General features: G+C 65.0%; 20 protein-coding genes. 11 read left to right on the top strand and 9 right to left on the bottom strand.

Annotated elements, in window-relative coordinates:
- Positions 1-83: 83 nt before the first annotated feature.
- Complete coding sequence (locus GA645_RS18535; protein ID WP_256676197.1) at positions 84-6065, bottom strand: DUF5801 repeats-in-toxin domain-containing protein; 5982 nt, start codon at positions 6063-6065, stop codon at positions 84-86.
- A gap of 796 nt (positions 6066-6861) precedes the next feature.
- Here GA645_RS18535 and GA645_RS28865 point away from each other — a divergent pair.
- Genes GA645_RS28865 through GA645_RS18525 form a run of 3 tightly spaced genes read left to right on the top strand, consistent with a single transcriptional unit; the run spans position 6862 to position 8795 of the window.
- Positions 6862-7032 (top strand): hypothetical protein, encoded by a 171-nt coding sequence (locus GA645_RS28865; RefSeq protein WP_178119579.1) that lies wholly within the window; start codon positions 6862-6864, stop codon positions 7030-7032.
- On the top strand, positions 7032-7700 hold the full coding sequence (locus tag GA645_RS18530; protein ID WP_256675966.1) for an HAD-IB family phosphatase: 669 nt from the start codon (positions 7032-7034) through the stop codon (positions 7698-7700). The genes GA645_RS28865 and GA645_RS18530 overlap by 1 nt, the downstream gene beginning before the upstream one ends.
- A 54-nt stretch (positions 7701-7754) precedes the next feature.
- A complete protein-coding gene (locus GA645_RS18525) occupies positions 7755-8795 on the top strand; it encodes a TerC/Alx family metal homeostasis membrane protein (RefSeq protein WP_152224447.1) in 1041 nt (346 codons plus the stop codon).
- 108 nt (positions 8796-8903) lie between these two features.
- On the opposite strand, the gene GA645_RS18520 is transcribed toward GA645_RS18525, so the two are convergent.
- The 3 genes from GA645_RS18520 to GA645_RS18510 all read right to left on the bottom strand — a co-directional run bounded on the left by GA645_RS18520 (position 8904) and on the right by GA645_RS18510 (position 12362).
- Positions 8904-9314 carry a PA2817 family protein gene (locus tag GA645_RS18520; RefSeq protein ID WP_152224446.1) on the bottom strand — a complete coding sequence of 137 codons (411 nt, stop codon included), beginning with the start codon at positions 9312-9314 and terminating at the stop codon, positions 8904-8906.
- 66 nt (positions 9315-9380) lie between these two features.
- A complete protein-coding gene (locus GA645_RS18515) occupies positions 9381-9800 on the bottom strand; it encodes a PA2816 family glutamine-rich protein (RefSeq protein WP_152224445.1) in 420 nt (139 codons plus the stop codon).
- 126 nt (positions 9801-9926) lie between these two features.
- Positions 9927-12362 carry an acyl-CoA dehydrogenase gene (locus GA645_RS18510; protein ID WP_152224444.1) on the bottom strand — a complete coding sequence of 812 codons (2436 nt, stop codon included), beginning with the start codon at positions 12360-12362 and terminating at the stop codon, positions 9927-9929.
- A gap of 234 nt (positions 12363-12596) precedes the next feature.
- On the opposite strand from GA645_RS18510, the gene GA645_RS18505 reads away from it, so the two are divergent.
- The 4 genes from GA645_RS18505 to GA645_RS18490 all read left to right on the top strand — a co-directional run bounded on the left by GA645_RS18505 (position 12597) and on the right by GA645_RS18490 (position 15818).
- Positions 12597-13268, top strand: a complete 672-nt coding sequence (locus GA645_RS18505) for a transglutaminase family protein (RefSeq protein WP_152224443.1) — start codon at positions 12597-12599, stop codon at positions 13266-13268.
- A gap of 116 nt (positions 13269-13384) precedes the next feature.
- Entirely contained in the window at positions 13385-14002 is a 618-nt protein-coding gene (locus tag GA645_RS18500; protein ID WP_152224442.1) for a glutathione S-transferase, read from the top strand.
- Between the two features lie 107 nt (positions 14003-14109).
- Positions 14110-15042, top strand: coding sequence for an ABC transporter ATP-binding protein (locus GA645_RS18495; RefSeq protein WP_152224441.1), 933 nt, complete (start codon positions 14110-14112; stop codon positions 15040-15042).
- Positions 15039-15818 carry an ABC transporter permease gene (locus tag GA645_RS18490; protein ID WP_152224440.1) on the top strand — a complete coding sequence of 260 codons (780 nt, stop codon included), beginning with the start codon at positions 15039-15041 and terminating at the stop codon, positions 15816-15818. Before GA645_RS18495 ends, GA645_RS18490 begins: the two co-directional genes overlap by 4 nt.
- Before the next feature lie 207 nt (positions 15819-16025).
- Here the strand turns inward: GA645_RS18490 and GA645_RS18485 are convergent, their stop codons facing one another.
- Both GA645_RS18485 and GA645_RS18480 read right to left on the bottom strand, forming a co-directional pair.
- A complete protein-coding gene (locus tag GA645_RS18485; RefSeq protein WP_152224439.1) occupies positions 16026-17354 on the bottom strand; it encodes a heavy metal sensor histidine kinase in 1329 nt (442 codons plus the stop codon).
- On the bottom strand, positions 17348-18031 hold the full coding sequence (locus GA645_RS18480; RefSeq protein ID WP_152224438.1) for a heavy metal response regulator transcription factor: 684 nt from the start codon (positions 18029-18031) through the stop codon (positions 17348-17350). Before GA645_RS18480 ends, GA645_RS18485 begins: the two co-directional genes overlap by 7 nt.
- 293 nt (positions 18032-18324) lie before the next feature.
- Between GA645_RS18480 and GA645_RS18475 the strand changes: the two genes are divergently transcribed.
- The 4 genes from GA645_RS18475 to queF all read left to right on the top strand — a co-directional run bounded on the left by GA645_RS18475 (position 18325) and on the right by queF (position 22336).
- Entirely contained in the window at positions 18325-18876 is a 552-nt protein-coding gene (locus tag GA645_RS18475) for a plastocyanin/azurin family copper-binding protein (RefSeq protein ID WP_152224437.1), read from the top strand.
- A 15-nt stretch (positions 18877-18891) separates the two neighbouring features.
- A complete protein-coding gene (locus GA645_RS18470; RefSeq protein ID WP_152224436.1) occupies positions 18892-20607 on the top strand; it encodes a copper resistance system multicopper oxidase in 1716 nt (571 codons plus the stop codon).
- A gap of 9 nt (positions 20608-20616) precedes the next feature.
- The gene (locus GA645_RS18465) at positions 20617-21318 is read left to right on the top strand and encodes a copper resistance protein B (protein ID WP_152224435.1); all 702 of its coding nucleotides are present in this window, start codon (positions 20617-20619) and stop codon (positions 21316-21318) included.
- 187 nt (positions 21319-21505) lie between these two features.
- Positions 21506-22336, top strand: coding sequence for an NADPH-dependent 7-cyano-7-deazaguanine reductase QueF (gene queF / locus GA645_RS18460; protein ID WP_152224434.1), 831 nt, complete (start codon positions 21506-21508; stop codon positions 22334-22336).
- 64 nt (positions 22337-22400) lie between these two features.
- On the opposite strand, the gene GA645_RS18455 is transcribed toward queF, so the two are convergent.
- The 3 genes from GA645_RS18455 to GA645_RS18445 all read right to left on the bottom strand — a co-directional run bounded on the left by GA645_RS18455 (position 22401) and on the right by GA645_RS18445 (position 24062).
- Positions 22401-22664: a DUF4404 family protein gene (locus GA645_RS18455; protein ID WP_152224433.1), complete on the bottom strand. Its 264-nt coding sequence runs from the start codon at positions 22662-22664 to the stop codon at positions 22401-22403.
- 76 nt (positions 22665-22740) lie between these two features.
- Positions 22741-23322 (bottom strand): phosphonate degradation HD-domain oxygenase, encoded by a 582-nt coding sequence (locus GA645_RS18450; protein ID WP_152224432.1) that lies wholly within the window; start codon positions 23320-23322, stop codon positions 22741-22743.
- Entirely contained in the window at positions 23319-24062 is a 744-nt protein-coding gene (locus GA645_RS18445; RefSeq protein WP_152224431.1) for an HAD family phosphatase, read from the bottom strand. Before GA645_RS18445 ends, GA645_RS18450 begins: the two co-directional genes overlap by 4 nt.
- Positions 24063-24069: the final 7 nt, after the last annotated feature.

Genomic DNA, 24069 nt, shown 5'->3' with positions numbered 1-24069 from the left:
AGCGTGCGTCTCCCGTTGCGGGATATAAAAAATGCGAGGGTGGTTTCCAGGCCACCCTCGCATTTTTTTATGCGTGCGATTTTTCAGGCACTGCCATGCACGACGTCGGTATTGAGCAGGTGGACCCCGACCACCGTGATGGTCGTTACCTGTCCGCCCGTTTCATTGACCGTCACGATGCTGTTGACGCCGGTGTTGTCGATCGAGGCGGTGGATGCCTGGTCGCCATTGAGCACCAGAGTGTCGTGGTGGCCCGCGGTCACATCGAAGCCGGTGACCTGATATTTGTTCTCCGCCCGTGACAGGTCGACGTTGAAGGCGTCCCGCGCACCGGTCACGCCAGCCAGCGTGTAGTCGAATGTGGAGCCGGCGGCCTTGTTGGCGAACAGGTTGGCGGTGAAGGCGCTCGACGCCGTGTCCCCATCCTTGTCCGTTACCAGGGCGTTGAATGACAGCTTGACGTCGCTGGCCAGGCTTTCGACCTGCTTGATGAACTGGATGGTCGGGATCTTGACCGCTCCCAGGCCCATCGTGAGCTGGACCGCGTCGATCATCTTGCCGGTGGCCGTCTGGATGGTGAACGACTTCTGGTTACCCAACTCCGTATGCAGGTCAGCGGCTTGCACCTTGATGGGCGTGCCGGACGTCGTGCCGTCGTCGTAGTAGGCCGTGTAGTACAGCGCTTCCGTTGAGGGGTCGTAGCCGCCTACCGAGTTATCGATGAAGACTTTCACCGAGGTCAGCAGGGTCTGTGGGTTGGCGACGAAACTATCGTCACCGGAGGTGATGCCTGCGGTGCCGTCGCCCTGCAGGATGTTGTTCTTGATGCCGATCCCGGAGGTGCTGACGTTCAAGGCATTGGTGCCGATGAACGACGGCAGGGGGTTGGTCTGCAGCTGTGCTTCCGTGGGGTCGGGCGCCCCTTTGCCGATACCGACCAGGATACTGTCGGGACCAACGGTTTGCGGCGCCAGCGGGTTCGCGGTGAAGAAGACCACGGCATCGGTGCCGATCGTCAGCGTTTGCACCGGGTCCGGACCACCGGCCCCGAGCGAGCCGTTGGCCGTGCTGAGGATCAGCGTCGAGCTGAAGCCCTGCACCAGATCCAACTGGTAGCTGCCGTCGGCAAAGGCGGTCAAGGTGTAGTCGACGCTGGTATTGGGTGTCGAGGCGTTGTTGTCGAAGTCACCGGTCAGGGTCCCGGCGAAATGGAACGCGCCATTGGCATCCGGTGAGGGCGATTGCTCGGTGAGCGTGCCGGTCCCGGTAGCGGTCGAGCTGTCCGGTCTGACGAGGGTGAACGAGTTATTGGCCAGGGCTATATCCAGGCCCGTCGCACCCAGTCCGTCGGCGCCGTAAGCCTTGTCCCAGTACCCGGTCTGCGGCAGGGTGCTGCCGGTGCCGACCACGTTGCCGAAGGCGAGGGAGGGACCGTCGTCGTGGAACACCAGGTTCTGCCCGATGTTGAGCGTTGCCTGGGCGCTGTCGCCGTCCTTGTCGGTCTTGGTCGCGGTCAGGGTTACCAGGTTATCCGCGGACAGGGTTTTGGTGTCGTCGGGGTTGGTCGCGTCCGGATGCACGATGGCGCGGAGCTGGTCGAGGGTGACGTCACCGTTGCTGGCGGCGCTGACGGTGAACACCAGCAAGTGGGTGGTGACCGTGCGGCCTTCCACCACGCCGTTGTTGAGGGCCAGGTTGACCGCTTCACCGGTGGCGGTATCCGTCAGCCCGGAAGCTCCGGTGATCACGCCCAGGGCATAGGTCAGCGTGCCGGCGCCATCCGCGCCATATGCCGAGCTGAAGTTGGCGGCGAAGTTCTGCGTGGCGTTGGTGGTCAGGTCGGTTTCATCCACCGTCAGCACAGGCTCCGTACCGGTGGTGCTGATGCTCGGTCCGTCGTCCTTGAACACCAGGTTCTGGCCGATGTTGAGGGTAGCCTGGGCGCTGTCGCCGTCCTTGTCGGTCTTGGTCGCGGTGAGAGTCACCAGGTTGTCCGCGGACAGGGTCTTCGAATCATCGGGATTGGTGGTGTCCGGATGCACGATGGCGCGGATCTGGTCGAGGGTGACGTCACCGTTGGCGGCCACTGTGACGGTGAACACCAGCAGGTTGGTGGTGACCGTGCGACCCTCCACCACGCCGTTGTTGAGTCCCAGGTTCACCGCTTCACCGGTGGCCGTGTCCGTCAGCCCCGATCCCCCGGCCACCACGCCCAGGGCGTAGGTCAGGGTGCCGGCGCCATCCGCGCCGAACGACGAACTGAAGTTGGGCGCGAAGCTCTGGGTGGAGTTGATGGTCAGGTTCGACTCGTCCACCGTCATGACGGGCTCCGTGCCGGTGGTGCTGATGCTCGGTCCGTCGTCCTTGAACACCAGGTTCTGGCCGATGTTGAGGGTGGCCTGGACGCTGTCGCCGTCCTTGTCGGTCTTGGTTGCGGTCAGGGTCACCAGGTTGTCCGCGGACAGGGTCTTGGAGTCATCGGGGTTGGTGGCGTCCGGATGCACGATGGCGCGGATCTGGTCGAGGGTGACGTCCCCGTTGGCGGCCACGCTGACGGTGAACACCAGCAGGTTGGTGGTGGCCGTGCGGCCCTCCACCACACCGTTGTTGAGGGCCAGGTTCACCGCTTCGCCGGTGGCTGTGTCCGTCAGCCCGGAAGCGCCCACGACTACGCCCAGGGCGTAGGTCAGCGTGCCGGCGCCATCCGCGCCATAGGACGAGCTGAAGTTGGCGGCAAAGCCCTGGGTGGCATTGATGGCCAGGTTCGATTCGTCGACCGTGAGGGTCGGCTCGGTGCCAGTGGTGCTGATGCTCGGTCCGTCATCCTTGAACACCAGGTTCTGGCCGATGTTGAGGGTGGCCTGGACGCTGTCGCCGTCCTTGTCGGTCTTGGTCGCGGTCAGGGTTACCAGGTTGTCCGAGGTCAGTGTCTTGGAGTCATCGGGGTTGGTGGCGTCCGGATGCACGATGGCACGGATCTGGTCGAGGGTGACGTCCCCGTTGGCGGCCACGCTGACGGTGAACACCAGCAGGTTGGTGGTGGCCGTACGGCCCTCCACCACACCGTTGTTGAGGGCCAGGTTGACCGCTTCACCGGTAGCCGTGTCCGTCAGCCCCGAGCCTCCAGCCACTACACCCAGCGCATAGGTCAGCGTGCCGGCGCCATCCGCGCCATAGGACGAACTGAAGTTGGGGGCGAAGCTCTGGGTGGAGTTGATGGTCAGGTTCGACTCGTCCACCGTCATCACAGGTTCAATGCCAGTGGTGCTGATGCTCGGCCCATCGTCCTTGAACACCAGGTTCTGGCCGATGTTGAGGGTGGCCTGGGCGCTGTCGCCGTCGCCGTCGGTCTTGGTCGCGGTCAATGTCACCAGGTTATCCGCAGACAAAGTCTTGGTGTCGTCGGGATTGGTGGGGTCGGGGTGCACGATGGCGCGGATCTGATCGAGGGTGACGTCGCCGTTGGCCGCCACGCTGACGGTGAACACCAGCAAATGGGTGGTGACCGTACGGCCTTCGACCACGCCGTTGTTGAGGGCCAGGTTGACCGCTTCACCGGTGGCCGTGTCCGTCAGCCCGGAAGCGCCGACCACTACGCCCAGGGCATAGGTCAGCGTGCCAGCGCCATCCGCGCCATATGCCGAGCTGAAGTTGGCGGCGAAGTTCTGCGTGGCATTGGTGGTCAGGTCCGACTCATCCACCGTCAATACGGGTTCTGTTCCGGTGGTGCTGATGCTCGGTCCGTCGTCCTTGAACACCAGGTTCTGGCCGATGTTGAGGGTGGCCTGGGCGCTGTCGCCGTCGCCGTCGGTCTTGGTTGCTGTCAGGGTTACCAGATTGTCCGCCGACAAGGTCTTGGAGTCGTCCGGGTTGGTGGTGTTCGGGTGCACGATGGCGCGGATCTGATCGAGAGTGACATCACCGTTGGCGGCCACGCTGACGGTGAACACCAGCAAGTGGGTGGTGGCCGTGCGACCCTCCACCACACCGTTGTTGAGGGCCAGGTTCACCGCCTCGCCGGTGGCTGTGTCCGTCAGCCCGGAAGCTCCCACCACCACGCCCAGGGCATAGGTCAGCGTGCCGGCGCCATCCGCGCCATATGCCGAGCTGAAGTTGGCGGCGAAGTTCTGCGTGGCATTGGTGGTCAGGTCCGACTCATCCACCGTCAATACGGGTTCCGTACCGGTGGTGCTGATGCTCGGTCCGTCGTCCTTGAACACCAGGTTCTGGCCGATGTTGAGGGTGGCCTGGGCGCTGTCGCCGTCGCCGTCGGTCTTGGTCGCCGTCAACGTGACCAAGGTGTCGGAGGTCAGGGACTTCGAATCATCGGGATTGCTGGTGTTGGGATGCACGATGGCGCGGATCTGGTCGAGCGTGACGTCGCCATTGGCCGCCACGCTGACGGTGAACACCAGCAGGTTGGTGGTGGCCGTGCGGCCTTCCACCACGCCATTGTTGAGGGCCAGGTTGACCGCTTCACCGGTGGCCGTGTCCGTCAGCCCGGAGCCCCCGGCCACCACGCCCAGCGCGTAGGTCAGGGTACCGGCGCCATCCACGCCGAACGCCGAGGTGAAGTTGGGTGCGAAGCTCTGGGTGGCATTGATGGCCAGGTTCGACTCGTCGACCGTGAGTACGGGCTCCGTACCGGTGGTGCTGATGGTCGGGCCGTCGTCCTCGAAGATCATCTTGGAGCCGATCTCGGCGGTTGCCGTCGAGACCTGGAGCAGCTTGAAGCCACCGACGTCAAAGGACGCATGGGTTTGTCCGGTCGCGTTGAGGGCTGCTCCGTTTTCGACGAGCACGCGGTCGTGATCCGCTGCCGTGGTGTACTGGATCTTGTAGCCGGCTTTTACGCCGGTGATGGTTGCGACTCCCCCGGAGAAGCTGATGGAGATGGTCGGATCATTCACGGAGCCATCCGAGTTTTCGATCACCAGGCCGGTGCTGTTGTTGATGACCTGTACGTTGGTGATTGCGACTGTCGAGTCATTGGCATAGCCGTTGATGAAGTTCACGCCGGGCTCTGCCGCGGTGCTGAAGGCGTTGACCTGCACGACAGCGCTCTTGCCGCTCTGCAGCTGCACGATATCGAAACTGGCCGAGCGCGCGTTGAAGACATTGGTAAAGTCGATGTTGGCTTCAATGTCGGCTTCGTTCTGATCCAGGTTGGGAATGGTCACATCCTGCCGGGCACCGGTGACGAAGGAAAAACGAATACCTTCCTGCTCCACGATCATCTGGTTGTTGGTGCCGAAGGTGGTCGAGCCGCCCCCCTGGCTGGAGTTGATCGTGTCGCCCGTCGTTATGCTGGCGCCGCTTGACTGGTCGGCGGGGTTCATCCCGGTGGCGATGATGGTCGGGTCGGATATCCGCACAACGTTACTGGCGTCGGTGAAGGTACTCGGGGTCGCCGTCGTGAACATCAGGAAGAGGTTCTGCCCGGAGGGGGCATTGGCCAGGCTGAAGGACAAGTCCTGGCTGGTGCCGATGAATACCTTGTTCAGCAGATTGACGGCATCGTCCGGGTTAGTGGCGTCCGGGTGCTTGAGTGGCTGATATTCCACGGTCCAGATCTTGCCGCCAGAGACCGGCGACCCGGTTTCTTCGATATAGCCCGCGATCACGATGGCGCCGGAGGGACCTCCGGCCCGGCCCAGAACGATGTTGTTATTGGTATCCGTATAAAGAAGGATATGAGTGTTATTGAGCGTCAGCAGGCCGCTGTCCAAGCCATTGAGCGCCGTGCCATTGCTGCCGACGAAGCTGATATCGGTAATGCTGCCGCCGGGGGCAGCTGTGATGGTGAACGCATTGCTGCCGGTGTTGTTCGCAGCACCGGTATAGCCACTCAAGGCCGCGCCCATGGCGGTGCCTGCGCCCAGCGCGGTCAGCCGGGTAGTGAAGGCGTTGGGCAGGGAGGCCAGCAGAATGTCATTGTCGTTTGCGTCTTCTGGAGGGGTAGGGGTGGCCGTGGCGTTCTGCAGCCCGGCCGTTTCGTCCTGGGTAACGGTCACTCCGGTCGCCACGACGATTGGATTGCTGTCCGTGAAGGACGCTGTCGCCATGCTGTCATCGGTGGTGCCGAACACCTGATCCGTGCCCGCCGAGGTTGCCGTGAGCAGGAATGTCGCGCCGGCCGAGTCGTCAGGATTCACGTACCACGAGGTGGCGATGCTGCCATTGACCAGCCCGTCGAGATCGCCGGGGCCGCCGTCGGTCACGTACCAGGGCGTGTGTCCCTCGCCGGTGTTGGTATTGAGCACGTCGTCGGGCGTGCCCCATATCCCATCCGGGCCTGCGCTCGTGGCGTGTTGCACCTGGAACATCACGGTGCTGCCGGCGGCGAAGCCGTTCACCGTAATGTTGGCGGTGCTACCGGGGGCATAGTCTTGCTGGTCGGTGCTGACAGTGACATCGCTCGTAGGCGATGCGCTTTTCTTGTGGGTACTCATGACGTTCTCCCGCGCAATTCCAATCGTTGAGGCGGCCCTTGGCCCTATACGGCCACATGCCACCACTATGGGGATGCCGCAGGGGGGCGCGCATCGACGGATACTCCCAGGCGGGATAGGAGTTTCAGACTACTTGGCAGAGGCTGTCGGGAGCGCGAACCGGCGGCCTGCCCCCTGGCTGATGGCGCCGCCAGGCCGCTCTCACGTCCGCATTAGGGAAGATTCTGACGTTGCCCCGGGAGGAATCCCGTTTTTCGGGTTGGGACGCCGCTTGAGAATGCCTTCACTCGATTGAGGTGCAATCGAGGTGGCTCCGTTCATTCCGCTTGGGAGTGGGGTGAACGGGATTTCCTGAAGGCTGCTCCTTCTCTGGCGCCCGGGTTTTCCTCGCTTTCCGGATGGAAGGGTGATGCTTCTTCCCGAAGGTCGCGCGATGGAGGCCAGTCAGGCGGTTTATGAGGCTTCGATGCTCATGCTGTGGCTGATTCCTTTCCCGTATCTGTCTACGTCAGTACTCCAGGGGGGCGAAAGCCAGTCGCTGTGGATGGCCTTGGTGGGCTCTGTTGTGGAGTCGCTGTAATGGACTTGCACATGGCCAGGATGCCTGGCGAAGAAGCCAGGGTGCTGTCGGTCTTTGATTTCGACGGCACGCTGACCCGGCACGACAGCTTCATTCCGTTCCTGTGGTTTGCCTTCGGCGGTATCGGGTTCCTTCGGCGACTGCCCAGGCTCGTTTTGCCTTGCCTGAAGTTCGTGTTCCGTCGACTGGGGCGTGACGAGCTCAAGGCCTGCCTGATCGCGACTTTCCTCAGCGGTATCGAGGCGGCGTGGCTGTCCGTTCGGGCAGAGGCCTACTGTCGATTTGCCTGGCGCTATCTCCTGCGGTCGGCGGGATTGCATTGCGTCGAGGCCGAGCTCAGGTCCGGCGCCGTGGTCACGCTCTGCTCGGCGTCGCCGGCCTTGCTCTTGCGGCCCTTTGCCGAGCGCCTGGGCGTCGGGCTGATCGCCACCGAACTGGAAGTACAGGGCAGCCGCCTGACCGGCCGCATCCACGGCGGCAATTGCCGCTGCGAGAACAAGGTACTGCGCCTGGGGGCCGTCTACGGCCCCTTGACCCGCTACAGGCTGCGCGCCTGGGGCGATACCCGTGGCGACTATGCCTTGCTGCGCGCAGCCCAGGACCCGCATTGGCGGGCATTCCATCCGCGCTGGCGGCGCACGCCCGGCCCTATCCGTCCGAGCGCCTGACTCGGCCTAACGCCGGGTCAGACCGGCAGAACTTACACCCAGAGAAATGCAATCGTGGAACTGACACCTCTTGGCTTTCCTCCGCTGACCCTGGCGGTTTTCGTTGGGCTGGCACTCGCTGCCCTGTTGTTCGATCTGGCGACCCATCGCGATGACCGGCCCATTTCCCTGGCGCGTGCGGTCAGCTGGTCGATTTTCTGGGTCGGAATATCCCTGGCCTTCGCCGGTTTCCTCTATGTCCAGCACGGCTCAGAGGCCGCGAGCCTGTTCCTCACCGGCTATGCCCTGGAAAAGGTGCTGAGCGTCGACAACCTGTTCGTGTTCATGGCGATCTTCGCCTGGTTCAAGGTGCCGGACGGGCTGCGTCACCGCGTGCTGTACTGGGGCATCCTCGGTGCGGTGGTGTTTCGTGGCATCTTCGTGGCCATCGGCACCGGCCTGCTGCACTTGGGGCCCTGGGTCGAGGTCGCCTTCGCGCTGATCGTCGCCTGGACGGCGGTCATGATGCTCAAGGGCGGCGGTGACGACGATGAAGAGGAGGATTATTCCCAGCACCTGGCCTATCGCTTCGCCAGCAAGCTCTTCCCGGTGTGGCCGAAACTGTACGGCCGCCACTTCTTCGTGGCCCGCCGCAAGCTCGAGGTGGAAGCCCAGAAGACCGAGAACAAGGGCATGAGCCTGGCGGCCAGAGGCGCCGCCTTTGCCACTCCGCTGTTCCTCTGCCTGGTCGTGGTCGAGGTCTCGGACGTGCTGTTCGCGTTCGATTCGGTACCCGCAGTGATCGCGGTGAGCCGCGAGCCACTGATCGTCTACTCCGCCATGCTGTTCGCGATCCTGGGCCTGCGGACGCTCTACTTCGTGCTTGAGGCGCTCAAGCGCTACCTGGTTCACCTGGAAAAGGCGGTCGTGGTGCTGTTGTTCTTCATCGCCGCCAAGCTCGGGTTGAACGCCACCAATGCGCTGTTCCACCACGGTATCAGCATCGATCCCACGACCAGCCTGATCGTGGTGCTGGTGGTGCTGGCACTGGGTGTGGCGGCCAGTGTGATCTTCCCGGAGGACGAGAGCGCAGAGGCCGAAGTGACTGAGCGTTAGCGCCCGCCCTGCAACGAAAAAGCCCGCACTTGGCGGGCTTTTCGTTTTTCCGGGAGCATGCCAGCTGTCGCAGCAGGTCTCCCGGAAGGCAGGTGACGACCGTGCGGGTCAGTGCTTCTGTGCGTCTTCCGGCATGGCGAGCATCTGCTTCTCGCGGTTCCAGTCGAAGGGCTCGCCGTTTTCCTCGGCTTCGAAGCGGCGTTCGTCGAGCTGCTGGTACATGTGCAGTTCTTCGTCGGGCATGAAGTGAAGGCAGTCGCCGCCGAAGAACCACAGCAGGTCGCGAGGGATCAGGTGGGCGATCTGCGGGTAGCGGTGGAAAACCTGGCTGATCAGGTCCTGGCCCAGGTACTGGGCGCCTTCCGGGTCGAGTGGCAGCTCGGCCATCAGTTCGTCGAAGCGTTCGAGGAACAGGCCGTGGTTGTCCTCTGGCACCTGCTCGGCTTCGCCCAGGGCGCCGAGGATCATGCGCAGGTGGTTGAGCAGGGCGAGGTGGTGGTCGAGATAGGCGTTGGCCATGGTGCTTCCTCTGGGACAGCGTTGAAACGGCTGCGAAGTATATCGGGTTTCACCGGTTATGCCGCGCTAGGGGCGCAGCGGTTGTGACTGGATCTGCCGACGGCGGTTGTCGATCTGCTGTTGCTGCAGGTCGAGCTGGCGCTGCTGGTCGTCCAGGCGCCATTGTTGCTGGTCATATTTCTGGCGTTCGATCATCTGGTCCTGCAATTGGCGGCGCTGGTCCTGCAGCCGCTGGTTGTCCTGCTCGCGTCTGAGGTTTTCCTGCTGTATCTGCAGGCGCTGGCTTTCGTACTGCAGGCGCTGGCGATCCAGTTCGTTCTGGCGCATCTCGTTTTGCCGGCGCAGGCTGTCCTGCTGTTGCTGGATGGGGTCGATGACCGGCGTGGGAGGCGCCATCGGCTGGGGGCGGCTGGGATAGAGCCAGGAGTCTGCCTGGACGCCGTTGGCGAGGAGTATCGCCAGCAGCAGGAGGAGTCTTGGGCGCATGGTGCGTTCTCCATGACGGGGATTCTTCCAGTGTGCACCCTGCGGCTACGGGCGGCACTGCTGTGCGTCGGTTAAGCCGCAAGCAGACGGGGCGCCCGCAGGCGCCTCGAGTCGATGCCGGATGCTTCAGCCGGCCTTGCCAGTGAGCTCCTCCTGGGCGTAGTCGTCCACGTCGATCACTGCCCGGCGTGCGTGTTCGGCTTCGTGCAGGGTTTCCGCCTCGTTGCCTTCGAGCACGCCGGCATCGCGCGCGGCGTCGATGGGCGACTGGCCGGCGGCCGGGATGACGCTGCCGTCACGCAGTGCCTGGCGCAGTTTCTCCTGCAGCGGGGCTGCTTCGGCGAGCTGGTCATAGGCCACGCCAAGCTTGCCGATCGGGTCCTGCGGGTCGCTGGGCAGGAAGGCGCCGGCAAGGATCGCCTGCAGTGCCGGATCGTGCAGCGGAGCACCGAGGAGGGCGGCGATTTCGGCGTCCTGCTTGTCGCCCGGGCCGCGATGGCGGCGGCCCAGCGGCAGCACCAGCGCCCGCAGCAGGCAGGCGAGCGGGCGGTTGGGGAAATTGTCGATCAGCCCGGCCAGCGCCGCTTCGGCCTTGCACAGGTTTTCCTCCAGCGCCCAGCGCAGCAGCGGCTGCAGGTACTCCGGGTTGTCCTGATCGTGGTAGCGCTTGAGCGCCGCCGAGCCCAGGTAGAGGTGGCTGAGCGCATCGCCCAGGCGCGCCGAAAGGCGTTCGCGGCGTTTCAGTTCGCCGCCGAGCAGCATCATGCTGACGTCGGCAAGCAGGGCGAAAGCCGCGGCCAGGCGGTTGAGCGCGCGGTAGTACGGGCGGCTGACACGGTCACCCGGCACCTGGTCGAAGCTGCCCAGGCCAAGGCCCAGCAGCAGGCTGCTGGCGGCGTTGCTGACGGCAAAGCCGACGTGATCCAGCAGCAGTCCATCGAATTCGCGCTCGGCCTGGTCCTGGTCGCCGCGACGGGCCAGTTCCATTTCCTTGAGCACGTACGGATGGCAGCGAATGGCGCCCTGGCCGAAGATCATCAGGTTGCGCGAGAGGATGTTGGCGCCCTCGACGGTGATGAAGATCGGCGCGGACTGCCAGGAGCGCGCCAGGTAGTTGTTCGGGCCCATGATGATGCCCTTGCCGCCATGAATATCCATGGCGTGGGCGATGCATTCGCGGCCGCGTTCGGTGAGGTGGTACTTGAGGATGGCCGAGAGCACCGAAGGCTTCTCGCCCAGGTCCACCGCGCTGGCGGTGAGGATGCGTGCGCTGTCCATCATCCAGGCGTTGCCGCCCAGGCGCGCCAGGGCCTCCTGGATGCCTTCGAAGGCGGCCAGCGGCACATTGAACTGCTCACGTATGCGCGCATAGCGGCCGCTGACGTAGCTGCCGGTCTTGGCGACGCTGGTCCCCACTGCCGGCAGGGAGATGGAGCGGCCCACCGACAGGCAGTTCATCAGCATCATCCAGCCTTTGCCGATCATCTGCTCTCCGCCGATGATCGCGTCCAGCGGCACGAACACGTCCTTGCCGGCGTTCGGCCCGTTCATGAAGGCCGCGCCCAGCGGCAGGTGGCGGCGGCCGATCTGCACGCCGGGGGTGTCGGTGGGAATCAGCGCCAGGGTGATGCCCAGATCCTCTTCCTCGCCCAGCAGGTGCTCCGGGTCGTGGCACTTGAAGGCCAGGCCGAGGAGGGTGGCCACCGGGCCGAGGGTGATGTAGCGCTTTTCCCAGTTCAGGCGCAGGCCGAGAACGTCCTCGCCGTTCCACTGGCCCTTGCAGACGATGCCGGTGTCGGTCATGCCGCCGGCGTCGGAGCCGGCCTGCGGGCTGGTCAGGGCGAAGCAGGGGATTTCCTCACCAGTCGCCAGGCGCGGCAGGTAGCGCTGACGCTGCGCGTCGGTGCCGTAGTGCAGCAGCAGTTCGGCCGGGCCCAGGGAGTTGGGCACCATCACCGTGGAGGCGAGGTCGCCGCTGCGGCTGGCGAGCTTCATCACCACCTGCGAGTGGGCGAGTGCGGAGAAACCCTTGCCGCCGTATTCCTTCGGGATGATCAGGCCGAAGAAGCCCTGCGCCTTGATGAAGGCCCAGGCGTCGGCCGGCAGGTCCATGCGCTGGCCGATGTCATGGTCGCTGACCATGGCGCAGAGCTGCTCGGTGGGGCCGTCGACGAAGGCTTGCTCTTCCTCGGTCAGTTGCGAGCGTGGGTAGGCGAGCAGGACGTTCCAGTCCGGGCGGCCGCTGAACAGCTGGCCGTCCCACCAGACGGTGCCTGCCTCGATGGCCTCGCGTTCGGTGTCCGACATCGGCGGCAGGGTCTTCTTGAACCAGGCGAACAGCTTCGAAGTGAACAGGCTGCGGCGCAGGTCGGCGGCGAGCACGGTCATCGCCAGCACCGCCCATAGCAGCCAGAACAGCACCATCCAGCCGTGGGCATGGCTGAACAGGCTCATCAACACGAGGTAGACGGCGGTGATGCCGAGCGCCTTCAGCGGCGCGCAGCGTCGATGGGCCAGCCAGGCGACGCCGAGAATCAGGACGAGCAACCAGAGCAACAGCATGGGGATTCCTCCATGACAGTCCGCCACGACAGCAACAGGCCGCGGCAGGCTTGGTGACGAATGGTGCGCGGGCAGGGCAGTGGGCGCCTGTCGCCATGCTCCGCAAGCTTAGCCCGCCGAACATGACCGATGGCCGCATGACCGGACAGCTTGGCCGGATCGCCGTGCCTGCCGGGCGCATCCGCTGGTTAGACTGGCTGCGCCAGCTACGTCAGGGAACGCGGAGACAGCGCCATGCAGGACTACTTGAAGCCAAGCCGCTTCGTTGATAGTGACCACCCCGGGGTGATCGAGTTCGCGGAAAATCACCGGGGTCAGGGCAGTACCCCGCTGGCGCAGGCGGTGGCGCTCTATTACGCGGTGCGCGACCGGATTCGCTACAACCCCTACGTATTCAGCCTCGACCCGCAGACGCTCAAGGGCAGCCATGCGTTGCAGGCCGGGCAGTCCTACTGCGTGCCCAAGGCCACGCTGCTGGCGGCCTGTGCCCGGCACTGCGGGATTCCCGCGCGGATCGGCCTTGCCGATGTGAAGAACCATCTGGCCACGCCGCGCCTGCTGGAACTGCTGCGTAGCGAGGTATTCGCCATGCACGGCTATACCGAGTTGTTCCTCCAAGGCCGTTGGGTCAAGGCTACACCGGCCTTCGATCTCGGCCTGTGCGAGGCCTTCGGTGTGCTGCCGCTGGAGTTCGATGGCCGCACCGACAGCGTGTTCCACCCGTTCAACCGCGACGGCGAGCGGCACATGGAATACCTGCGCGACCATGGCCAGTTCGCCGACGTGCCGGAGGAGTTCTTCTTCGGCTACCTGCAGCAGTGCTACCCGCACCTGTTCGCCGGTGCCCAGACCCCGCTGGCTGGCGACATGCGCGCCGAAGCGGCGAAGCATGAACGCAGTCGATAGTCATCATCAGTGCAGACGCCTTTTTTCCTGGCGCCCGAGCCGGTAGGGTGCCGTCATCCAAAGTCGCGCCCAGCGGGCGCGATGCCATTGAATGACGACAACAAGAGAGGCGCAGCATGCTCAGGATCTGGGGCCGGAAGAACTCGTCCAACGTACGCAAGGCACTCTGGTGCGCGGAGGAGGCGGGGCTGGCTTATGAGCGGATCGACGCTGGCGGCGCCTTCGGCCTGGTCAACGACGCGCCGTACCGCGAGTTGAACCCCAACGGCGTGGTCCCGACCCTGGACGACGACGGCTTCATCCTCTGGGAATCCAACAGCATCGTCCGTTACCTGGCCGCGCGCTACGCCCCGAACCTGTACCCGCAGGACCTGCAGGCCCGCGCCAGTGCGGAGAAGTGGATGGACTGGACCACCTCGACCTTCGCCGGGCCCTTCCGCACGCTGTTCTGGGGCACCCTGCGCACGCCGCCTGCGCAACGCGATCCTGTCGCCATCCAGGCCGCCCTCGATGCTTGCACTCGCCTGCTGGAAATCCCCGGGCAGACCCTGGCGAAGCAGCCGTATCTCTCCGGCGAACAATTGGGTATCGGTGACATTCCGCTGGGCAGCTTCATCTATGCTTGGTTCGAAATGCCTATCCAGCGTCCGCCCCAGCCGCACCTGGAGGCCTGGTACGCACGCCTGAAGGCGCGGCAGGCCTACCGTGATGCAGTGATGACCGAGCTGACCTGAGCCCGGCGTGCGGGCTGCGGAGGTTGCAATCCTCGCGGCGTACCCTTATCAAACAGGCCTTTTTCCAAAGACATGCGTCTTTCCACCGACTTGCAACGGGAATACCCATGAGTTCCGCGCTGTCCATCCGTCAACTGACCAAGACCTACGGCAACGGCTTCCAGGCCCTCAAGGGCATCGATCTGGACGTCGCCGAAGGTGATTTCTTCGCCCTGCTGGGCCCCAATGGCGCTGGCAAATCCACCACCATCGGCATCCTCTCTACCCTGGTGAACAAGACCAGCGGCACGGTCAACGTCTTCGGCCATGACCTGGACAAGGACCCGTACGGCTTGAAGCGCTGCCTGGGCGTGGTGCCCCAGGAGTTCAACTTCAACCAGTTCGAGAAGGTGTTCGACATCGTCGTCACCCAGGCCGGCTACTACGGCATCCCGATGAGCGTGGCCAAGGGCCGCGCCGAGAAGTACCTGACCCAGCTGGGCCTGTGGGACAAGCGCAATTCCGCGTCCCGCGAGCTGTCCGGTGGCATGAAGCGGCGCCTGATGATCGCCCGTGCGCTGGTCCACGAGCCGCGTCTGCTGATCCTCGACGAACCCACCGCCGGCGTGGACATCGAGCTGCGCCGCTCGATGTGGAACTTCCTCACCGAGCTCAACGGCGAAGGCATCAGCATCATCCTCACCACGCACTACCTGGAGGAGGCCGAGCAGCTCTGCCGCAACATCGCGATCATCGACCACGGCACCATCGTGGAGAACACCAGCATGCGCAAGCTGCTGAACAAGCTGCACGTGGAGACCTTCTACCTCGATCTGAAGGCCACGCTGGCCGAAGCGCCGAAGCTCGACGGCTACCCGGTGCGCCTGGTGGACGACCACACCCTGGAAGTGCAGGTGGACAAGACCATGGGCATCAACGGCCTGTTCTCCCAGCTCAACGCCCAGGGCCTGGAAGTGCTGAGCCTGCGCAACAAGAGCAATCGCCTGGAGGAACTGTTCGTGTCGCTGGTGGAGAAGAATCTGTCGAAGGTGGCCGTATGAGCACCGAACTGCGCGCCAACTGGGTCGCCCTCAACACCATCGTCTACCGCGAAGTCCGCCGCTTCCTGCGCATCTGGCCGCAGACCCTGCTGCCGCCGGCGATCACCATGGTTCTGTACTTTGTCATCTTCGGCAACCTGATCGGCCGGCAGATCGGCGACATGGGTGGCTTTACCTACATGCAGTACATCGTGCCGGGCCTGATCATGATGTCGGTGATCACCAACTCCTACGGCAACGTGGTGTCGAGCTTCTTCGGCAGCAAGTTCCAGCGCAACATCGAGGAGCTGCTGGTGTCGCCGGTGTCGCCGCACACCATCCTCCTGGGCTTCGTCGCCGGCGGCGTGCTGCGCGGGCTGGCGGTGGGCCTGATCGTTACCCTGCTGTCGATGTTCTTCACCCAGTTGCAGGTCCATCACATCGGCGTCACCGTGCTGGTGGTGCTGCTGACGGCGGCCATTTTCTCCATGGGCGGGTTCGTCAACGCGGTGTTCGCGCGCAACTTCGACGACATCTCGATCATCCCGACCTTCGTGCTGACGCCGCTGACCTACCTGGGCGGGGTGTTCTACTCGATCACGCTGCTGCCGCCGTTCTGGCAGACCGTGTCGCTGGCCAACCCGATCCTGCACATGGTCAACGCCTTCCGCTACGGCATCCTCGGTGTGTCCGATATCCGCATCGGCACGGCGGTGATCTTCATGCTGGTGGCGACCGTGGTGCTGTACGTCTTCTGCGTGCGCCTGCTGGTGAGTGGGCGGGGGATGCGGCAGTAATCGGTTCGTTGCGCTGACGAAAAAGGCCCCGGATGGGGCCTTTTCTCTTTCTGACTTTTCGTGGCGGGGGAGGGCCTTTGTAGAAGCAACTGTCTTTTGGACTCCCGCGTTCGCGGGAGCGACGGGGAGGCGCCATCTCTGCGCACGTCATCCCCGCGAACGCGGGGACCCAAAAAACGATGTAGGAGCGGGCCATGCCCGCTCCTACTAAGTGCGTTCGTGCGGAAGCTCGATGACGAACCGCGTCCACCCGTCTGCCGACTCGCAGCGAATCTCCCCGCCATGGGCCCGCACGATCGACCGGCAGATCGCCAATCCCAGCCCCGCATGTTCACCCTGACCCTCGCGGCGAGCCGGGTCGGCACGGTAGAAGCGATCGAACAGCCGCTGCAGGCGCTCGGCGGGAATCTCCCGGCCAGGGTTTTCCACGCTCAGGCGTCCCGGCTCCAGACGCACGCGGACGGTGCCACCCTCGGCGGTAAAGCGCAGGGCGTTATCCAGCAGGTTGGCCAGCACGCGCCGCAGCAGGGCGCGGTCGCCTTGTACCCTAAGCTCGCCGTCACGCTCCAGGCGAACCGCGTTTTCCTCGGCCAGCGGCCCGTAGAACTCCAGCAGCTCATCCACTTCACCGGCCAGCTCCAACGGCTGGCTGTTCGGGGTGAGCAGGCCATGGTCTGCCTTGGCCAGGAACAGCATGTCGTTGACCATGGCGGTCAGCCGCTCCAGCTCCTCCAGGTTTCCGTGCAGCGCCTCGCGGTAATCCTCCAGGCCGCGTGAGCGCGACAGCACCACCTGGGTCTGGGTCAGCAGCCCCGTCAGCGGGGTACGCAGTTCATGGGCGATATCGGCGGAGAAGGCCGACAATCGCTGGAAGGCTTCCTCCAGCCGCGCCAGCATGGCGTTCAGCTCACCGGCGAGGCCGCGAAGTTCCTGGGGCATCTGTCCGGCGTCCAGGCGGGTGGTCAGCGAATGCGCCGAGACCTGCGCCGCCACCTCGCTCATGCGCCGCAGCGGACGCAGGCTGCTACGTGCCGCCCAGGCGCCAAGCAGTGCGGTGGCCAGCGCCGAGAGGCTCATGGTCAGCCAGATCAGTTGCTGCATGCGTTGCAGGAAGTGCTGGTGGTGGGTGATGTCGAGGATCAGGGTCAACTGCGCGCCTTGTACCTGATTGGCGTCCAGCGGAGCCTGAAGTTCGCGGTAGGCGGGCGCTTCGTCGCTGGCCATGTTCATTGCCGGCAGTTGCCAGAACCAGGTTTGGCGGTCCGGGCCTTGCAGGCGCAAGCCGAGGTCGGGATGGCGGCGCAGCTCGCGTCGCAGTTCGGGCAGATGCGGTGCCAGTTGTTCCGGGCCGCTGACGTCGCCCAGCAGGTCGCGGAAGATCGCCAGCTTGCCTGACATCACCTGGAGGTCCAGTTCGACGAAGTGCGCCTCGCTGGCGCGGCTGAACACGATGCCGGCCAGCAGCGAAACGGCGGCGGTGCAGGCGGCGAACAGCAGGCTCAGGCGCACGCCCAGGGAGAGGCGGGCGCTCAGCATGGGTCGCGCTCCTCCAGCACGTAGCCCATGCCGCGCACGGTGTGGATCAGGCGCTGCGGAAACTCGTCGTCGACCTTGGCGCGCAGGCGGCGGATGGCGACCTCGATGACGTTGGTGTCGCTGTCGAAGTTCATATCCCACACCTGGGAGGCGATCAGGGACTTGGGCAGCACCTCGCCGCTGCGGCGCAGCAGCAGTTCCAGCAGGGCGAACTCCTTGGCGGTCAGGTCGATGCGCTTGCCAGCGCGCTGCACGCGGCGACGCAGCAGATCCAGCTCCAGATCGGCCAGTTGCAGGGTGGTCTCCTGCAATTGCTGGCCGCCGCGGCGCAGCAGGGTGCGTACGCGGGCCAGCAATTCGACGAAGGCGAAGGGTTTCACCAGGTAGTCGTCGGCGCCTTGCTCCAGCCCGTGCACGCGGTCCTCCACCGAATCGCGCGCGGTGAGGAACAGCACCGGCACGGCGCTGCCGGTCTGGCGCACGGCCTGGAGAATCTGCCAGCCATCGCGGCCGGGCAGCATCACATCGAGGATCAGCAGGTCGTGCTCGCCGGAGAGTGCCAGTTGCAGGCCGTCGTCGCCGTCCTGGCAGAGGTCCACGGCGAAGCCGGCTTCGCTCAGGCCCTGCTGCAGGTACTGGCCAATGCGGGGTTCGTCTTCGACGATCAGGAGTTTCATCTCGGGGGTATCCATTCATGCGCCAGCGGCGCCGCTGTCGATAGGGTAATCACTGTGCCTGCGCTCTGACAGCGGGTGTCGCGCACACTTCGGCGACATCCACCGTCCGCCGCCGTCGCTGATTCCGGTTCATCGTGAGGTCCCTTGCCCGCCACCCGGCGGGCTTTTCTCGCCGCCTTTATAAACCCGCGAGCCGGGCAGGGTGCGAAGCTGACAGAACTGTAATCTTCCCGACAGCCAGGCGGCAGGCGCGGAAGGCGAGGATGAGTAAAACCCAATCGAGGAATTGCGATATGTCCCTGCGTCATCTGTTCTGCGCTTCTGCCCTGGCCCTCGCCGCGAGCTTCAGCCTGCCGGTCCTGGCCGCCGCCGGGCACGGCTTCGACTTCGGCAAGCCGGCCAAGGCCGCCCAGGCCACCCGTACCGTGGAGATCAAGCTGGGGGACATGTACTTCGAGCCGGAGAGCGTCGAAGTCAAGGCCGGCGAAACCGTGCGCTTCGTCATCCAGAACAGCGGCAACCTGCTGCATGAATTCAACCTGGGCAGCGCGGCGATGCACGCCGCCCACCAGAAGGAAATGCAACAGATGATGGATTCCGGAATGCTCACGCCCACGGGCATGCAGCACGACATGAGCAAGATGGACCACAGCAAGATGGGCCACGGCGATATGCCGATGGGCCAGATGATGAAGCACGACGACCCGAACACCGTGCTGGTCGAGCCGGGCAAGAGCGCCGAACTGACCTGGACCTTCAGCAAGGCCACCAACCTGGAGTTCGCCTGCAACATTCCGGGGCATTACCAGACCGGCATGGTCGGCAAGCTGACCGTCAAGCCCTGAGCCGGGAGCGTCGTGATGATCCGCGCAAGGAGTTGGGCGCTGGGGGCGCTGCTGCTGGCACCGTTGGCGGTGCAGGCGGGCGTGTATGAACTGACCATCGGTGAGGGCCAGCTGAAGCTGTCCGATGGCGCACGCAAGGCGCTCACGGTGAATGGGCAGACGCCCGCACCGGAGCTGCGCTTCAAGGAGGGGGAAGACGTAGAGCTGCGCGTCACCAACACCCTCGACCGCGATACCTCGCTGCACTGGCACGGGCTGATCCTGCCCTATACGCAGGACGGCGTGCCGGGCATCAGTTTCCCGGGGATCAAGCCCGGACAGACCTTCACCTACCGCTTTACGGTGAAGCAATCGGGCACCTACTGGTACCACGCCCACAGCGACTTCCAGGAAATCGAAGGACTCTACGGTCCGCTGGTGATCGAGCCGAAAGCGCGCGAGCCGTACCGCTATGACCGCGAGTACACCCTGTTGCTGGCGGATTGGCACGACACCCGGCCGGAAACCGTGTTCGCCAACCTGAAGAAGCAGAGCGACTACTACAACCAGCATCAACGCACCCTGGGCGACTTCATCGCCGATTCCAGCGCCAATGGTTTCATGGCTACGCTGCGCGACCGCATGGACTGGGGCGGCATGCGCATGACGCCGACGGACATTGCCGACATCGCCGGCTTCCGCTTCCTGGTCAACGGGCAGGACAGCGAGCAGAACTGGACCGGCCTGTTCAAACCCGGCGAACGGGTGCGCCTGCGCATCATCAACGGCTCGGGCATGAGCTACTTCGACCTGCGCATTCCCGGCCTGAAGATGACCGTGGTGCAGGCCGACGGCAATGACGTGCAGCCGGTGACAGTGGACGAGCTGCGCATCGCCGTGGCCGAGACCTACGACGTGATAGTCCAGCCGCAGGAAGATCGCGCCTACACCTTCTTCGCCGAAGCCATGGACCGCAGCGGCTACGCCCGCGCCACCCTGACACCGCGCGCCGGGTTGCAGGCCGAGGTGCCGGCGCTGCGCGAACGGCCGCTGCTGACCATGGCCGACATGGGCATGAACCACGAGGGCATGAACCACGAGGGCATGGATCACGATGGTATGGAGCAAGGCGGCATGGCGATGGCGGGGCAGGGCACCGACCCGAAAGCCGCGGACATGGCCGGCATGGATCACTCCAGCATGGCGGGCATGGACCATTCGCAGATGGCCGGCATGGATCACTCGGCCATGGCCGCACCGAAGTCCGATTACGCGCCTGGAAGCGGGCTGACGCCGCAGCCGGCCGAGCCTGGCAACCGCCTGCTGGTCTACGCGGACCTCAAGGCCATGCGCCCCTATGCCGACTACCGCGCTCCGGACCGCACCATCGAATTCCGCCTGACCGGCAACATGGAGCGCTACTTCTGGTCCATCGACGGCAAGAAGTACTCCGAGGCCGAGCCGATTCGCCTGACCTATGGCGAGCGAGTGCGCATCCGCTTCGTCAACGACACCATGATGACCCACCCCATGCACCTGCACGGCATGTGGATGCAGCTGGACAAGGGCAACGGCCGCTTCAACCCGCTCAAGCACGTGGTCAGCGTGGCGCCGGGCAGCACCCTGGACGTCGACGTGCCCGCCGATGCCCTGGGCGAATGGGCCTTCCACTGCCACCTGATCTACCACATGGCCGCCGGGATGATGCGCAAGGTTATCGTCGAGCCGGCCCCCTCCAGCGCCAGCCTCTGAGGAGCCACCATGAAACGCATTGCAACGGTGGCCTGCGCGGCGACCCTGGGCCTGGCATTGCCCGTCGAAAGTGCCGAGATGGACGACATGCCCATGGGCTCGCTGCTGATCCAGCGCCTGGAAAGCCGATTCCACGGCAACGACCAGGCGCTGGGCTGGGAAGCCCAGGGCTGGTACGGCACCGACTACCAGAAACTGCGTCTGAAGCTGGAGGGCGAGCGCGATGCCGGCGGTCCCACCACCGATAACGAGGTGCAGCTGCTCTACCAGCGCCTGGTCGCCGACTTCTGGGACTTGCAGGTGGGCGTGCGCTATGACGATCAGCCAGGTCCTTCACGCACCTACGCGGTGGTCGGAATCCAGGGACTGGCGCCGCAGTGGTTCGAGGTGGATGCCAACCTGTTCCTCAGCGAGCGCGGCGACCCATCGCTGCGGTTGGAGACGGAGTACGAGCTGCTGCTCACCCAGCGGCTGATCCTGCAGCCCTCGCTGGAATACAACCTGGCGTTGGCCGATGACCGCGACATAGGTGTCGGTGCGGGTGGCAGCGAGCTGGAGGCGGGCCTGCGCCTGCGCTACGAAGTGCGCCGGGAGTTTGCGCCGTACTTCGGTTACGTCTGGAGCAAGACCTACGGCCGCAGCGGCGATATCGCCCGTGCAGAGGTCGACGAGGAGGGTTACTGGGTCGCCGGCGTGCGGATGTGGTTCTGATTGGCTCAACGTAGGATGGTGTGGAGCGAAGCGATACCCATCGATTCGGTGTGCAGACAGCATGGGCGCATGCCCGAGGCGTCGAGGTGGCCGGCTCGTCCGCGAGCTGCTGAAAGGACCGGCGAATTTGTATACACTCGCACGCCTCGCGCCACCGCTCGCATCGCCGATCCAGCAGGTTCCCCACATGCACCACCCCGCCGAACACTCGCCCCTGGGCAAATCCACCGAATACGTCTCCACCTACGCGCCGGAGCTGCTCTTCCCGATCTCCCGCACCACCAAGTGGGCGGAGCTGGGCCTCACCGCAGAAACCCTGCCGTACCAGGGCGTGGACCTGTGGAACTGCTACGAGCTGTCCTGGCTGACCGCGTCGGGCAAGCCGGTAGTGGCGATCGGTGAGTTCGCGATTCCGGCGCAGTCGCCGAACATCATCGAATCCAAGTCCTTCAAGCTCTACCTCAACTCGCTGAACCAGACCTCGTTCGACAACGCCGAAGCCGTGCGCGCAGTGATGGAGCGCGACCTGTCCGCCGCCGCTGGCGCGCCGGTGGGCGTACGTGTACGCGGTCTGGATGACGTGGCGAGCGAGGGCGTGGCCGTCATCGACGGCTCCTGCGTCGACGATCTGGACGTCGCGGTGGAGAGCTACGACCACCCGCGCCCGGAGCTGCTGCGCTGCGACGATACCCGCCGTGTCGACGAGGTGCTCTACAGCCACCTGCTGAAATCCAACTGCCCGGTCACCGGCCAGCCGGACTGGGGCACGCTCGTGGTCGAATACAGCGGTCCGGCGCTGGATGCCGCGAGCCTGCTGGCCTACGTCGTGTCCTTCCGACAGCACCAGGACTTCCACGAGCAGTGCGTCGAGCGCATCTACCTCGACCTGCAGCGCCTGCTGCAGCCGACCCGCCTGACCGTCTATGCGCGCTACGTGCGTCGTGGTGGGCTGGATATCAATCCGTACCGCAGCAGCGAGGCGGTGCAGCCGGACAATCGCCGGCTGGTACGCCAGTAATCCGCGGAAACGAAAAACCCGGCCTAGGCCGGGTTTTTCACATCTGGGCGTTGGGGAACGGGGCTCAGATGCCCATGTTCGCCAGGCTCTGCATGATCGAGCGCAGGGCGCCGGCCAGGGTCGGGTGGCGCGTCTCGAAGCGCTCCACGGCCAGGTTGATGCTGTCGGTCAGGGTCTCGTCGGCCAGCGCCTCTTCGTTGGCCAGCTGCATCTCGATGTCCTTGATCAGCGCCCGCAACGCAGTGCGGTCTTCCTCGGTCAGCGGAGACTGGCGCTCCAGTTGCTCGCGCAGGGCCTGGAGTTCTTGCTGGAGGCGTTGTGTCGGCATGGTGGTGTCCTTCTGCAATGCGTACCCAAGATGGACAGTGCCCGGCAGGGGAAAGGTCCATCGCCATGCCTTGATCTTAACTCGCCGCGCGCACCCCTGCCTGATGCCGATCAACACGCAGCAGGCGTTCGAGCAGCGGGAAGAAGTGTTCCAGTTCCGGCGTACGCATGGACGGGTCCTTGCCCAGGTCGTCCAGGCGGCGCAGGGTGATGGCGTCCTGCGCGTAGGGGGCATTGATGAAGGCGGTTGCGCCGCGCTCATCGAAGGCGCCGCCCTGCAGCGCCAGGCTCTGCCGCGAGGCCCACGACAGTCCGGCCTGGTAGGCCGGGTCCACCGCGCACAGGTAGCGCTTGGCGGCAACGTGCAGGCGCACCGGCTGCCAGACCGACTCGGGCAGCCACTCGCGCAGCAGGTTGGCGCCGAACTCTTCGTGGCGCAGGTCGCGGGTTTCCAGCACGGCCGGGTCCTCGTAGAGGTGGCCGATGTCGTGGAGCAGGGAGGCGATCACCAGGCTGTCGGCGCAGCCGGCGCGTTCGGCCAGGGTCGCGCATTGCAGGGCGTGCTCGGCCTGGCTGATGGCCTCGCCGTAGGGCTCGGCGCCGTGGCTGGCGAAGCGTTCGGCCAGTTCGTCGATGAAGCGATGGCGAGTGTGCTTCATGGTTTCTCTCCTTTCAGGCGGCGGCTGGCGATGTCCTGCAGGCAGGAATCCAGCTCGCCCAGGTGATCGATGACCGAATGCACGCCAAGGCGGTACAGGCCGAGGGTCGCCTGGGCGCGCAGGCGGTCGCGTTCCGGGTTCGCCAGGGCGCCCCAGTCGCCCGGCGCATGGCCGCACAGGGGGCCGCTCGCGGCCAGGCCAATGGTCCACAGCCCGGCGTTCAAGCCCGCCTGTAGCAGCCTGGGCTGACCGCTGACCAGCACGCAGCCGTCCAGAGATTGACTGCCAAGCTGCATCAGCGCCTGCCAGCAGGCATCCGGCGCTGGCCATTGGCGGCCTCCGACTTCCAGCCCGGTGGCCATTTGACCGCCGAGCGCGGTGGCCAGTTGCAGCGTGGTGGGGGATGGCAGCTCATCGAGCCAGGCACAGGGCACACCGTGCTTGCGCAGCGCGGCCAGGGCATCCAGGGCGCCGGGCGTGGCCTCGGCATGGGTCCGCGCTGCTTCGTCCAGGGCGGACTGGAAGCGGCTGCGCTCCTGTGTATCGGCGCTACGGCCCAGCGCGTGGTCGAGGGCTTGCTCTGGCGGCAGGGCGAGGGCGTCGGCCAGGCGTTCGGGCGGGCAGTCGGGACAGGTGCGCTGCAGGGCAACCGGCAGCGTCCTTGCGCCGAAGTCCACCAGATCGCCGGACAGTCCGAACAGCAGGGTAGTGAAGCGCGGAAGGTCGGCAGTGGCAGGCATGGTGATT

The sequence above is a fragment of the Pseudomonas sp. SCB32 genome (assembly GCF_009189165.1).
Taxonomy (GTDB): Bacteria; Pseudomonadota; Gammaproteobacteria; order Pseudomonadales; family Pseudomonadaceae; genus Pseudomonas.
This window is presented reverse-complemented; position numbering and strand designations above follow the sequence as displayed.